Below are 14,761 nucleotides of genomic sequence, written 5' to 3'. Positions count from 1 at the left end.
ATTTGACACGACTAAAGCGAAGTGAAACGTATAAGGTGACAAGAAAAGTGAGGCCTTATTTCTTTAAAATACAGATTAAATTGACAACAGACCCTGAGTAAAATACATATCAGGGTCTCGTGCCATCTTTATATTTAAGTCGTTCGCTTTATTTACCTCGCTTACGTGTCAGGACATCAAATATAACCGCACCTGCAAGCACACCACCACGGATCATGTATTGGTAAGAAATACCAACACCTAGTAAGTTCATGCCATTTGTAAGTGAAGCCATAACAATGGCACCAATAATAGCACCGGTTACTTTACCTACACCACCAGCCGATGATACACCACCAACATAAGCAGCGGCAATAGCATCTAGTTCAAACAACATTCCCGCCGTAGTTGTAGCTGATTGAAGGCGTGACGTATAAAGAATACCGGAAAGTGCCGCCAGCATGGACATAGACCCCATAACCATATAGGTTACTTTTTTCACATTTATCCCACTTAAATGGGCTGCTTCAGGATTACTACCAACAGCATAGATTTGGCGGCCAAGTACTGTCTTATTTGAGATAAAGTGATAGACCATCGTGACAATAAGTACAATAACAAGCGTCCAGCTAATGCCATTATAACCCGCTAATATCCATGTAATATACGCGATGATAGCAGAAACAAACACAAGCTTAATTAAGAAAATCGGCAGTGACATGACGTCAAAGTTGTACTTTGTTTTGTCATGACGATTTTTCATTTCAGACACGACATATAACACCACACCGATCGCACCAATAATAAGGGTAAGAACATGGCGGTTATAAAAGTATTTAATCGCTGGTAAATAGCCATTACCAATCGCATTAAATAAGTCATCTTGTACGATGATTGTTCCCGTACCCTCGGTCACTTGTAACAAAGCGCCCCGGAAAATAAGCATACCCGCTAGTGACGCCACAAAAGCTGGAATGCCGAGTTGCGCAATCAGGAAACCGTTCAATAAACCAATAATAATACCTAATACTAAAATAATTGGAATAACCAACCAAACAGATAGCCCTTGTTGCATGAGGAGAATAGCTGCAATGGCGCCTAAAAAGCCCGCAACGTAACCGACGGATAAATCAATATGCCGAATAACAATGACAAGTGTCATACCAACGGCTAATACGGCGATATAACCAGAGGCATCTAGTAAGTTACTAATATTACGCGAGGACATAAATGTCCCATTTGTCATCACATTGAATGTGACCATAATCACTACTAATGCAATGTACATCCCATAATCACGAATGTTATCTTTAACTATTTGCGATGTTTCTTTTAATAAATTCATTGCGTCTCCTCCTACTTCGTGGCAAGTGCCATCACATTTTCTTGATCGGCCTCACTTCGATTGAGTTCTCCTGTTATTCTTCCCTCAGCCATGACATAAATCCGATCGCTCATCCCTAGAATTTCTCCAAGTTCTGATGAAATCATAATGATACTCATTCCATTTTCAATCAACGTATTCATGACAGAGTAAATTTCAAATTTAGCACCTACATCAATCCCACGGGTCGGCTCATCCAATATTAAAATATTAGGTCCCGCAAAGAGCCATTTGCCAAGTGAGACTTTTTGTTGGTTGCCTCCACTAAGCTTTCCGACAAGTTGTTCAATAGAGGAGGCTTTAATATGGAGAGATTTTTTATAATGTTCGGCAACTTTTATTTCTTCATTAGTATTGATAATGCCGTTATTTGCGATTCCAGATAACTTAGAAGCCGAGACGTTTTTCGTAATCGTATTGAGTAAAAATAAACCATTTCCTTTACGGTCTTCTGTCACATAGGCCATGCCTGCTTTTATAGCGTCACTTGTATGTTTAAACGTCTGTGGCTTAGAGTTTAGAGCCAAGTTCCCCATCAATTTATAGTTTTTCGGATTACCAAACATACTTAAAGCAAGTTCCGTTCGACCCGCTCCCATAAGTCCCGCAATGCCAATAATTTCACCCCGTCTTAAATGCATGTTCGCATCTTTTACAACAGCTCGTCCGAGCTGCGTGTCATAAGCTGACCAATTCACTAACTCTAAAATAGTGTCACCAATGTTTTTGTTTTCTCGCTCTGGATAAATCTGATTCATTTCCCGGCCGACCATATGACGAATAATCGTCCGCTCATCAATTTCGCCTTTTTTCTTTTCCAGTGTACAAATGGTTTGTCCATCACGTAAAATCGTCGCCTTATCCGCAATCGCAACGACTTCTTTTAATTTGTGTGAGATCATAATACACGTTATACCTTGCTTTTTTAACGCCTTAATGAGTTCTAGAAGATTTTCTGAATCATCTTCATTTAAAGCCGCCGTCGGCTCATCTAAAATTAATAATTTCACTCTTTTACTCAGCGCCTTAGCAATTTCAACTAACTGTTGTTTGCCTACGCCTAAATCTTTAATCAGGGTTTCTGGATTAACCTTTAAATTAACCTTATCTAACATTTCTTTTGCTTTTACGATGGTTTGATTCCAATTAATTACCCCTTTATATTTAACTTCATTACCCATGTAGATGTTCTCATAGACCGATAAATCCGGGAATAAGGCAAGTTCCTGATAAATAATCGCAATGCCCACATCGACACTGTCTTGTATTTTATTAAACTGTTGCACTTTCCCCTCATAAATAATGTCACCTTCATAGTTTCCATAAGGGTAAACCCCACTTAAAACTTTCATTAACGTTGATTTTCCCGCACCATTTTCCCCGACGAGAAAATGAATTTCTCCTGCTTCTACTTGAAAGTTGACGTTATCAAGTGCCTTTACACCAGGAAACGTTTTTGTGATTTGGGCCATTTCTAAAATGACTTTTGCCATTCTTTGCACCACCTTCGTTTTAAAACGGATAGAATAGTGACTGGCACTATTCTATCCCGTTTGCTTTCAGTATATTGACTAAAATAAAGTTCCACACATGTTCAAGGGTGTTTACTCTAACCCAGTAAATTCACTTGCTTCATAATAACCAGAATCTATCAATTCTGCTTGTACATTTAATTGGTCCACTGTAATAACTTCTGATTGAAGCGCTGCAACATCAATTGATCCGTTGTCATAAGCACCTGTTGTTTCCGGTGTATTACCATCTAAAATCGTAATAGCTAAGCCCATAGCATCTTCAACTAAACGACGGACATCTTTAAAGACAGTCATTGATTGTTTACCATCAATAATGTATTGAATAGAAGCTTTTTCTGCATCTTGTCCAGTGATGACATAATTAGTGATGTCACTATCAGCACTAAATGTATCCGCAATTGAACGTGCTGTGCCATCATTTGGCGCTAATACACGAACATCGCCTTTAAGTTCTTCACCTGCGCTAGTTAAGTGTGTTTGTGCTTTGTTGATCGCTTCGTTTGGATCCCAGTTGGTCGTTACTTGGTTTAATATTTGACCTAACTCATCACGTGATAATTCATTTTTATCCTTTAAGCCTTCAGCTGCTGAAGAATTGGCAATCACAAATGTACCATCTGCGATTTTGGGTTGTAGGACTGACCAAGCACCATCAAAGAATAAAAAGGCGTTATTATCAGATGACGCACCCGCATAAAGATACAGTGGCACACCCTCACCATCGGTTTGATCAATTAAATATTGACCTTGCGCTTCACCAACTGCGAAACTATCAAATGTAACATAATAATCAACAGCATCTGTGTTAGTAATTAAACGGTCATAAGAAATAACTTTGATGCCCTCTAAACTTGCCGCTTTTGCTGCTGCACCTGCTGCATCGCCATCATGTGGGCTCATGATTAAAACATCAATACCACGACTAATCAGTGTCTCAACGTTTTGAAGTTCATTAGCTGAAGACCCTTGAGAGAAAAGAATTTCCGTCGTATAGTTAGAATCTGCTATCGCATCTCGGAAACGTTGCTCATCTTGTACCCATCGTGGTTCATCACGTGTAGGAAGAATAATCCCAACATCGATCGTATCACTATTTGATCCGTTATCTGACACTTCACCTGATGAATCATCATCTGATCCACTGCTGTCTGTTTGTGTGTCTGAACACCCCACCAACAACGAAACCAATAAAGCTCCTGCAAGTAATACCCATAAGAATTTAGAACGTTTAAACATAATCTAACCCCTCTCAAATCAATTTGTTTTACCTTACACTTAGAAGTATAGTAGAAGAAGTTTTTTATTGTAAGCGCATTCACGGGTAATTTTTTAACATGAAAGGGAATGTTTTTACCTCTAGAAATCTGATGCATCAAAAAAGACACAGCCATCTTGCAGCTGTGTCTTAACGCATAAACGCTCTCATTCTATCTATTAGGTTTCGTTTTCACTCTTTTAAAAAAGTCATGTGTTTATCGTGATCGTCCCATTCAATATATAGTTCGAAATGGTCGATATCGGATACAGTTGATGTTGCGCTTAACCAATCTGTAATTGTTAAAGCTGTCATCTCAACACGCTCGTCATATTCTATCACTTTTTCCATGCGAGCTATACCGTCAACGGTTAAGACATAAGATAATGTGGTTGTTTCAATATGCCCACTTGGTGTCAAGTGAATCGTTAGCTCTCGTTTGGTTTCATCATCGACTGTCTTTTCCTCCATAACCGCCTGTGCCTGCCAATCATCTTCAATCGGGCTAAATGTTATTTTTTCTTGGCACCCTGCCGCGAAAAAAAGCATGAAAAGAAGACCATTTACGTAAGCCTTTTTCATTTTACTCTCCTTTTTTGATATTGTTTTAGTTTTTGTTTTTAATATATCGTTTGTTACATGTTGGCATCAATTAAGTCTCTATCACATCCGTCTTATACACGTGTATAAGACGAAAACAAGCAGTCAACCGGACCGCTTGTTTTAATGTTTTTTTTATCGCTTGATGACATGTTTCTTTCTTTTTCTGTCTATCAATACAAAGATTCCGCCGCTAAATAATAACAATAGCCCTAATAACGTGTAATTATAGACCATTGTCCCCGTATGAGGTAACGCTTGACCTAAAGTACCTACTTGGTCGTTAGCTTCTTGAACGTCTTCAAATACACCATACGTTGAAAACCCATCGACCGTTAAACGAATAATACCATTTTCCTCATCAAACTCACCACCAAGGCGCTCCCATCCATTTACGCCTAAATAATAGATAGCAGGATTTTCTGCAGCTGCATCTACTCCTAAGGCCAGTTCAAAGGTTCCTGTGTAATCAAGAAACTCATCTGGTAGGTTGAGTGTCACAGTGATCACATCACCACACACTTTTAGTTCGTGGCCGTCAGTTGTCATATATTTATCAGCTTCATACGTATCCACTACTAGTGTCGTGCCTGCCGGTAAATCACTTGGCATTTTTATTGTTGACTTTGTGCCTTTTATTTTAATTAACGCATTCGCCATAACGTGCACAGGCGTTTTACCTAACGCAATAACGTGTTCTTTCATAGAGTCATCTTTCACTTGATCATTGTCTGGGTTTTCTGGTTTATTTACATCTGACATGTCATCAGACGGTTTATTACCTGTGTCTTGGTCCTTGTCTTGATCTTTATCTTGATTTCCCGGTGTCTCACCAGAATCATCTTGATCATCAGAAGGAATTTCAGGTTCTGGATGTGATGGTATGTCATCCGCGCGCTCACCAAGAAGAGTGATTTCTCCAAAGACCGACGGATCTTGGAAGCCTTGACCTGTCGTATCATTCCAAGTCGCCACACCTGCTCTTGCGCCGTCTTTTCCATCGTTGATTTGAAGGTCAAAACCTATGATGGCTTCTGATTCAGGTGTAATAGCTGAAAATGGTACGGCCATTTCTACTGTGTAGCTCGTACCCGAAACAGTGACCGCTGATTCAAAGCCATCGTATACTTCACCGCTACCGAAACTTTGATCATTATGAATATTGACTCGGTACTGACCAATCCCAGCTGCTGCTTGATAATTTGGTACTTTACTGTTCGTTTGGTCTAAAAACAGTTCAACTGAGTCTTGTTCCCAAGGATTCGCACTTGATGTATCCAGTTGATCGTCGGTCACTTTAACTAATACATAAAGGAAATCATCGTCCCACAACAGTTTAGCAACCCCTGTCGCTGTTTGCCATGCTTGTTGGAAGCGATCAATTGACAGTGTCAACGCATCTTGCCATATATGATCTTCCACACCATCTACTACTGGTGATTCTTGTGTATAGAGTGCCGTACCTTCTCTTACCGGTACTTGTGTTTCTTCGTAATTTGCGAGGAAACCTTCTGGGTCAATGATGGCTTGATATGCCAGCTTACTTTGTAAGTTTTCATCAAATACTAACGGTGTTTGAGCTGCTCGCCAACTCGTCGCATCATTAAGTCCCCAAATCGTGATCCGTGAAATATGGTCGGCATGCTCTTTATACAATTTAAACAATTCTGCATAAATATACGCTTGCCTTTGTTTTTGTTGGTCTGTTTGAACACCGCCATCACCTGCAGTGACGTCAAGCTCTGTGATACCAATCTCTAAGCCTAAGTCGATGAAGCGCTCCATAGATAAACGTACATTGGCAGGGTTGGTGTTCATATTATAATGTGACTGCATCCCCATGCCTTGAATAAGCAATTCTCCTGGGTGATTTTCTTGGTAACGTCCATTTATATCTTTAATCATGTGGTAAATCGTTGTCGCTTTGTTTTGTTGATCATCATTGTAATCATTATAATAAAGAACAACATCTAATCCTAACGCATCCGCTGTTTCTCGCGCCTTTAAGAAAGCTAACTCTAAATAATCCGGCCCAATCGCCTTATACCAACCTGATTGACGTAGGCTCTTTTCCCAATCCTCAAATGGTGCTTGGCTATTATCGATAATCGCCTCATTGACCACATCCCATGAAATAAGATGCTCATCATACGCTTTAAAAGCTGCCATCGTTGTCTCAATGTGCGTATACATATTGTTTAAAGCTGCCTCACGCGACAATGGATTACCATCTGCATCTTCATAAAGTGCCGCACGTGATTGTTCATGCCAAACAAGGACATGCCCATGGATATCAAAGCCTTCGCGAATAGCCGCTTCCACAAGTTGATGTTCAGCATCAAAATTGAAGTTCCCTTCATCATCGTAGGCATAGCTTGGTTTCATCGCATTCTCTGCAGTCACTAAATTAAAGTGTTTCTTCAGTAGTTCTAATCGAACGCCTTCAAATTCCGACATTGATACCGCATTACCAATCTTAAAATCATCCTGATACACATCTTTAATCGGTGTAATATCCTCAATAACGATTGGCGCAGTCTCAATCTTAGTAAACGTGATGTCGTCAATATAAAAGCTTGATACAGCACTCGTTGCTTCTACGTAAATAGATAGATTTCCATTACCTAGACTTGAATAACGGTACGTACCTTTTAAATTTACCCATTCATCCGCGGTAACCTGACTAGACGTAATATTATTATAACTCGCCCCGTCTCCAGTACCTACTTGGGTCGATAGTTTTAATTCGTCTCTACCTGAGGTCATTTTCACCCAAACAGATACTTCATATAATTCACCTTGGTCAACATAACGATGCACATCAAGTGATGGCCCGTTCCAATCTTGACGTCTGTTTTCAACCTTAAGGCTTAATGATCCATTAGGGGTATGATTGGCCTCATCGGTCACCGTTAAAACCTCTTCACCGCCACGGGCAACGAAGCCTTCTGTTTCACCTGATTCAAAGTCAATTAACGTCATTGTCTCTGCTTCAGGCTTATTTGGTACATCTTCTTTTGTCAAATGAAGAATTTCCACATCATCTAAATAGTAGATGAAAGGTGTATCTGACGTTAGGTCCGATTCAATGTAAACGATAAATTCAGATGTACCAGGCATATAGTCAATCTCACCTGATTCAAACGTGACCCACTCTGTTGCGACCTCTTTGTTTCCGATGATCCATGGGTATTCATTCGTTGTGTCAGGATACACATATTTCGATGCCAGACGCAATGTGTCGGTGCCCGATGCCATCTTAATGTTAAAGCGAATTTTATACGTTTCATTTTCTGTAAGTAGCTCAGTTAAATTCAAACTTAATTTGCTGTCGGACGCATGACGCGTGACCTTTAATGATTGATCTCCACTGAAAGCTTCTTCTGTCGATAGCTCCTTATCCAGTGACCCACCCCAGCCAAGCTGTTGCCAACCGTGTGTGGTCTCTTCAAAATCATGTCTAACTAAAACACTTTCTGAAATAGGTGATTCAATCGGTGTCTCCTCAGGAGGGCCAGACACATAATAGAGCTTTACGTTGTCGATGTAGTAATCATAAGCCTCACCTTCTCCAGCAAATTCAATATAAAGGGCAAGTTCTGTTAAGCCCTCAGGAACAGTAAACAGGGAGGTGTGGATTGTTGTAAAGCCATCCCCTGTAACGGCTACACCACTTGGGTCATTATAGTAGTGATCGTCACTACCTGTTGCTGCTATTTTAACCGTTGGAAAAGTCACATCTTCTCCTTCGGCCATTTTCATGTCATAACTGACTAGGTAGCTTGCACCAACTTCAAGAGGGGCATCCGTTAAATGAACGAATCCTCCTGATCCGCGGTGCTCTCGGTCTTTTATTTTAAGAGAATAATCCCCCTCACTGCTTGCTTCATCTGATTGAACAACAGTGGCCGAACCTTGCCAGCTGATGTTTGTCCAACCGTGCGTGCTTGTTTCAAAATCATGATGGAGGCGTACATCATCCGTTTGGGCAGAAACAATACCGGGTGGTATACTTGGTATAAGTAATAGGACAATAAGAACATAAATGAAAAGCTTAGAAACATACGTTTTTAACATGGTTATCCTCCTAATAATTTTTACGTCTTTGTACTATGTCGCTCCTCCTTTCTAAATAAGTAACTTCAACCACCATTATAATAAAGCGCTTACAATTACCTAACCTAAGAGGCTATAGTCTCTCTTGTAAAAACTATAGCTAAACTTACGTCGCCTTGCTTCATTTTGATTTGTTTTAATCACTAAACTAATCATTAAACAGATCGATTCTAACGCTCTTTACTTTTTAAAGTTAAAAAACTATAGAAAAAGCGCTAAACCTTGTTTTTACAGTGGGTTTAGCGCTTTAATCATTTAAAGAATCCTCATGTATTTAGTTATTAGACCATGTATTAAAGGTGTGTATCCCGATCAATATGCACCTTTAATTGTTTTTTCTTTACACGGGTGTGCTTCATTTTTTTAAGCACCGTTTCTCCTTTATTGTTTAAAATCTCAACTGTCGTGTGGCGTGGATAGACGGTAATAACACCGATGTCTTCAAAATCAACGCCCGAAAGGGCATTGATAGCCCCAACAAAGTCATACGCGCGGAGTTTCTTTTCTTTCCCGCCATTAAAGAACAATGTTGTCACCGAATCATTTGTTTCCTGTTTCTTCTGTCGTCGCAACATGTTCACATAGTCTTTTTTATCATCTAATTCACGGTGAGGGTAACTCACCGTGCGATCATTAAAGTTAAGTTGATTTTTAAATGTCTCATAACTAGATATATCTTGGGGCGTTAATAAATGAACAACCGTTCCTTTATTATGCATCCGTCCTGTTCGACCCATCCGGTGGGTAAAAACATCTTCTGTATAGGCTAAATCATAGTTGATTACAAGTGGTAATCCAACCAAATCGATACCACGCGCCATTAAGTTCGTTGTCACAAGAATTGGGCGTACTTTTTCCTTAAATTGTTTCAACGCTTTAATTCTAACCGGCTGCTTTAAATCTCCATGAAGCCTCACAACAGGGATCCCTAAGTCAGCTAATTCATCTGCTACTTCATCTACTGTGCGCTTTTCTTCACAGAAAATAATCGCTTCGGTCACGTTTTCTTCAACTAAAATATCCACAACCGTTTCAACTTTATCGTAAGTATCGACCTCGACACGGACCTGATCAAAGACATCTTGATTTGTTGGTGTGATCATCAAGCGCTTCGGCTGTTTCAAGGTGGCCTTAATAAATGGCTCAATTTCCTCACTGATTGTCGCGGATGTGTATATGTTTTGTCGCGTTTCATTGAGTGTATCAATGATGGATTCGATTGTTTCCGTAAAGCCACGATCAAATAAATGATCCACTTCATCTAATATGAGTGTATCAATTTTCTCGCTTTTGATCGTTTCTTTTGAAATCAAGTCTAACACACGTCCAGGTGTACCGATGACGATATGACTTTTTTGTCGAAGCTGAACTTCTTGTGCTTCATAAGACATGTCCCCAATGATTGTAACCGGCTTTAACCTTTTATACACAGCGATATCTTTGATTACTTCTTCAATTTGCAGAGCTAATTCACGGGTGGGAGTAAGAATCAATACGCGTGGGTCATTTTCTTCAAATGCTATTCTCTCTAATACAGGAAGTAAAAAAGCCAACGTTTTTCCACTCCCTGTTTCTGCTTGTGCTAAAACGTCTACTTTTTTTGAAACGAGTGGCATTAGTTTTTGTTGGATAGGTGTTGGTTTTGTGAAGCCTTTTTCTTTTAAGCGTTTCTGTAAAGCCGGGTCGTTAATCATTGAAAAATCATTTGTTGTCATATGTTACTCCTTCATTATTTTAGATTAAAAAAAACTGCCCCCGATCATCCGTGAACAGTGTTGTCATTGTTTAATTCGCTGCGGAAATGAATAAGTAAAAACCTTAACACAAAATCTAACTAAACACAACAAGATTTTTTAGTGTTGCCTAATCCGCTCGACAAGACGCTCCCCCCTATTTTTAATAGTTGGGGGGGGCTCTTTCGAGTAACGTGTTTGTCTAAAAAAACGGTTGCGGCTTCCTTCAACTAATCCTCCGACTCAATTTCATTACTAGAATCGATGGCAATGTGCGCCATTGCTTGTTTTGACAAGCGGTCAGCACTTTTGTTATGTTGCCGGTCAATGTGATGATAGACAGCTTGTAAGTTGAGCGTATTAAGAAGTGATTCAACGTCATCCGCCCACTTGGAGAGGGTTGGGTCCATGATTGGCCATTCGCCTTTAAGTTGATTGATCACGACAAGACTATCACCGTATATGGCAATTTTTTGCGGGGCGATTTCTAACTGTTTTAGTTGTTCTAAACCATGAAACAAACTATAATACTCCGCCTCATTAACGGTCTTTGGTAAGGCCGATGATAGATTTTTTCTTTTTTCAACCATTCGCTTCCCTTGGCGATAAGTCCATACAATACCTAACCCACTTAATTTTGACAGCTGATTAAAGCTAGCATCAAAGTATAATGAAATCGAGTGAATCGACATGGCCATGTTTTCTTTTTCTTGCCGTAACTGTTTCATCGTATAGACGTGATCAGTTTCATCTATTGCTTGTACATCTTGATAATCTTTATGCGATAAAAAACGTTCCATAAAAAGAATCGCCACATCCAAAGGGACCCAATTAGAAGTCAAATAGAGCTTTTGTTTACCTAGTTGATAACAATAACTCAGTTGGTATTTCACTGTTATCGCTTACCTTTTCTAAAATAATGGACCAAGCCTTGACTAGACACTTCCAAATCATGTGTCAAATAATCAAAAATACCCGGATCAAGGATGTAGCTTTCTGTTTCAACTTTATTAAAGAGCGCTTTAGCAATCCGATCAACAAGCACCTCATCAGTTTCGTCCTTATATTTGTCATAAATGCGCTCACTTATACGCATAAAACGGTTTAACCATTCTGATAAGGAATGGTACACATGACTCGGCTCTTCACTGTACCCATAATGACCAAAGTAAATTTTTTCAGGCCCAAGATCACGGAGGCGCTTCATTGAGGTCATCATATCGTTTGGGTCAAACTGTGTCGGTGATGTAGAAGGTAAAATCAACTCACTGCCTCCAGTAAAACGAGTCGGATACATCGTCCCAAGCGTATCACCAGTAAAAAGGCTGTTCGTCAATGAATCATGAATGGCAATATGATGCTTACTATGCCCTGGCGTATCATAAAATGTTAACACACGACCTTGACCAATCGTTACTGACTCCCCGTCTAAAACAGACCGAAGACGCTCTATTGGTACAGGTTTAATCGGATCAAACAACGTATCAAACTGTTCATTACCGTATACCGTTCTTGCGCTTTCAATTAATTTCGTTGGATCGGCCAAGTGCCGGTATCCTCTTGGATGGACAAGAACCGTCGCATTTGGCAGTGATTCCAATAAAAGGCCCACACCCCCAGCGTGATCTAAGTGAATGTGCGTCACAATAACATACTGAATAGAAAGATAATCAATTCCTCGTCTTTTTAATCCTTGCAGTAAAAACGGAATCGACGGTGCTGCGCTTGTCTCAATCAATGTTGGCGCTTCGCCTGGTAAATAATATGATGCCGTTCGTTCCGGTAAGTTCAAGTCAAAAATATCAATGATTTCAATCTGTTGCATGATGTCACTTCCTCTGTTTATGTATTTGATTATTACTATACCCGTTTTCTTTACATTTACTCAAACCATATAAATGATTATGCGCATAAAGTAGACGTTAGCTTATGTACTGATACAAGTTATACATGTTTAATAAAATTAACAAGAAAATGGTCACATTAAACACTTTCTCTACGACTTCAATCGATAAAAACTTAGCAAGTCTTGAACCTATAATACCCCCGCTAATTCCACCAGTCACCATATACCCAAGCATAGATAGATCGTAGTTACTTAAGTTACCCGACAGTCCAATACTAATAAGTGACGCTAACTGACTGAAGAAAATTATGAAAATCGAATAAAAGCCTGCTTTCTTTGTATCAAAGGCAAACAATAAGCTTAAAATCGCCACGTTATGTGGGCCGCCACCAATATCTAAAAATGACGCCATTAATCCTAATAGAAGGCCAACAAAAAAGACCATCGATCGACGATCAATATGATATTGTTTAAACTTTGCTTTGTTATTGACATAAAACAGTACCAGTGAAAAAACCACAATCAAGCTCGTTGTTTGAGCCATACCGACCCAACTCTGGTGACTAAACTGATTGAAAATCCCTTTACCGATGATTCCACCCAATACTGAACCTATAGCTAGCAGTACCGCATGGTCTACTCTCATTTCTTTTAGTGTTCGTCGCCGTGTATAAACAGAAACAACAGCCATCGCAAAAACAGTAGAAGCAGATAGCACACCGATCGTAGGTAAATCGTAATGCCCTAAAAAATCTAACACCGGCTTAATTAAAATACCCCCACCAAAACCAGCTAAGGAACCAATAATTGTCGCGCCTAACCCAATAAGTAAATAAAGTAATGCCATGATTTATCCTTCTTTCATCCACACTTAAACCAACAGCATAACCGCTTAGTGCTGTTGGTTTACTTTCTTACTTCCAGTATAACACGTTCATCTTTTAGACAAAACCCAAGATAAGTTTAAGGCTATACAAAAAAAGGAATATTCTACTGTAACAACCTTTTATAAGAATGGAGGGGAGAAAAATGCCTAAGTTCTGTAAACTATTATGTCTTTTACTCATGTTCTTTTACACTACTCCGCCTGCCTTAGCTACACAAGCAATCAATTATCCTAGTCATCGTTCCTTTACATTTATTGAAAAAAACCTCGATGACTTACTACCTAAGCCGGTTCAGCGTAAAGATGATCTCATTGAAACGATCCGTAACCATGTGACGCAGTTAAAAGAACGAGAAAATGGCACGACACCGATTATTCAGTTACCCGATTCACTTAAACAAGAACTCCTTAAATACATGACACCATCTTTTTTTAATCAAATCATTCGTATGGACAAAGATCAAACATTCCTTACCATGCCTCTAGAACATTTTCCTATCATTGATGAGGAAATAACAATTTTAACAATAAATGATATGCGCTCATTTAAGGTTGAATCAAATGATGAGATGTACTATGTATTTGACATGGATTTCCCACACTTTAAACTATCACATGTCTCACCACCAGTCATCGATTTAACCCAAGACCCACAGCAATTGACGAAGGAAATAATAACAGCACTTAGTAACCGTGATTACGTTGCCCTCAGCCAATATGTTGACCCTCTTGAAGGACTCACTGTAACCCCTTATTTACATGTGACAGAGACTTCCAAGACGTTTGATAAAGATACGGTAAGGACATGGTTAACTGATTCGTCACTTTATTTTTATGGCTATTTTGATGGAACAGGGTACTCAATCGATAAAACACCGTTAGACTATAATATCCGATTTATCGAAACACCCGTACTCACTGACCCTGATTACATTCTTGCTGATGCCTTTAGTACACACGGCAATAGTTTAAACAATACAAAAAAAGCTTTTCCAAACCTTTTAACCGTCATCGAATATCATCATAAGGGCACAGATGAATTTTCAGGAATGGACTGGCGAAGTTTACATTTTGTCTTTATCGCTTTAGGGCGAGAAGACACCTTCCTCAAGTGCGTCAGCACTAGGTGGGTGATGAATCGCTTGTTTTGAATATTTTTGAAGTGACAAACATATATTCCGCATGGTATAATTAAAGCACTAACAGTGACCGTCACAAAACCAAGGGAGGGTGGGTATCATGGGCATGAAGGCCATTTTTTCAAATCGCTTATATAAGCATAAAATCGATCCTGATTTTGTGATGTCCATGGATCACACCCTCCGGGTGTTTAATCAAGCCAAACATTTTCGCTATCAAACGGAGGTCCGGGAGCTTAGGGGCTCGAAAGCGAAAAGTTCCATCTCCATCCATCAACGGTTAAAGCA

The 14,761-nt window shown here is 39.5% G+C and carries 11 protein-coding genes; 2 read left to right on the top strand and 9 right to left on the bottom strand.

What is annotated here, in order from left to right; translation table 11 throughout:
- Nucleotides 1-148: 148 nt before the first annotated feature.
- The 9 genes from BM163_RS08650 to BM163_RS08610 form a co-directional block, all read right to left on the bottom strand.
- The gene (locus BM163_RS08650) at nt 149-1,324 is read right to left on the bottom strand and encodes a sugar ABC transporter permease (RefSeq protein WP_089802206.1); all 1,176 of its coding nucleotides are present in this window, start codon (nt 1,322-1,324) and stop codon (nt 149-151) included.
- An 11-nt stretch (nt 1,325-1,335) separates the two neighbouring features.
- A complete protein-coding gene (locus tag BM163_RS08645) occupies nt 1,336-2,856 on the bottom strand; it encodes an ATP-binding cassette domain-containing protein (RefSeq protein WP_089802204.1) in 1,521 nt (506 codons plus the stop codon).
- Between the two features lie 111 nt (nt 2,857-2,967).
- Nucleotides 2,968-4,134 carry a sugar ABC transporter substrate-binding protein gene (locus BM163_RS08640; RefSeq protein ID WP_089802202.1) on the bottom strand — a complete coding sequence of 389 codons (1,167 nt, stop codon included), beginning with the start codon at nt 4,132-4,134 and terminating at the stop codon, nt 2,968-2,970.
- Nucleotides 4,135-4,345: 211 nt separating this feature from the next.
- On the bottom strand, nt 4,346-4,735 hold the full coding sequence (locus tag BM163_RS08635) for a hypothetical protein (protein WP_089802201.1): 390 nt from the start codon (nt 4,733-4,735) through the stop codon (nt 4,346-4,348).
- Nucleotides 4,736-4,888: 153 nt separating this feature from the next.
- Nucleotides 4,889-8,830: an endo-1,4-beta-xylanase gene (locus BM163_RS08630; protein ID WP_089802199.1), complete on the bottom strand. Its 3,942-nt coding sequence runs from the start codon at nt 8,828-8,830 to the stop codon at nt 4,889-4,891.
- Between the two features lie 332 nt (nt 8,831-9,162).
- The gene (locus BM163_RS08625; RefSeq protein ID WP_089802197.1) at nt 9,163-10,584 is read right to left on the bottom strand and encodes a DEAD/DEAH box helicase; all 1,422 of its coding nucleotides are present in this window, start codon (nt 10,582-10,584) and stop codon (nt 9,163-9,165) included.
- A gap of 248 nt (nt 10,585-10,832) precedes the next feature.
- The gene (locus BM163_RS08620; RefSeq protein ID WP_170243698.1) at nt 10,833-11,495 is read right to left on the bottom strand and encodes a reverse transcriptase-like protein; all 663 of its coding nucleotides are present in this window, start codon (nt 11,493-11,495) and stop codon (nt 10,833-10,835) included.
- Nucleotides 11,496-11,497: 2 nt separating this feature from the next.
- Nucleotides 11,498-12,427, bottom strand: coding sequence for an MBL fold metallo-hydrolase (locus BM163_RS08615; protein WP_089802193.1), 930 nt, complete (start codon nt 12,425-12,427; stop codon nt 11,498-11,500).
- Nucleotides 12,428-12,524: 97 nt separating this feature from the next.
- Nucleotides 12,525-13,295 carry a sulfite exporter TauE/SafE family protein gene (locus tag BM163_RS08610; RefSeq protein ID WP_089802191.1) on the bottom strand — a complete coding sequence of 257 codons (771 nt, stop codon included), beginning with the start codon at nt 13,293-13,295 and terminating at the stop codon, nt 12,525-12,527.
- A gap of 182 nt (nt 13,296-13,477) precedes the next feature.
- Between BM163_RS08610 and BM163_RS08605 the strand changes: the two genes are divergently transcribed.
- Together BM163_RS08605 and BM163_RS08600 are read left to right on the top strand one after the other, a co-directional pair.
- The gene (locus tag BM163_RS08605; RefSeq protein ID WP_089802189.1) at nt 13,478-14,485 is read left to right on the top strand and encodes a hypothetical protein; all 1,008 of its coding nucleotides are present in this window, start codon (nt 13,478-13,480) and stop codon (nt 14,483-14,485) included.
- An 88-nt stretch (nt 14,486-14,573) separates the two neighbouring features.
- A partial coding sequence (locus BM163_RS08600; protein ID WP_373855180.1) for a hypothetical protein occupies nt 14,574-14,761 on the top strand: 188 nt, incomplete at its 3' end.

Origin of the sequence: Halolactibacillus alkaliphilus, from assembly GCF_900115465.1 — a bacterium.
Taxonomy (GTDB): domain Bacteria; phylum Bacillota; class Bacilli; order Bacillales; family Amphibacillaceae; genus Halolactibacillus; species Halolactibacillus alkaliphilus.
Note: the sequence above shows the minus strand (reverse complement) of the source record. Positions and strands in the feature narration are given on the sequence as shown.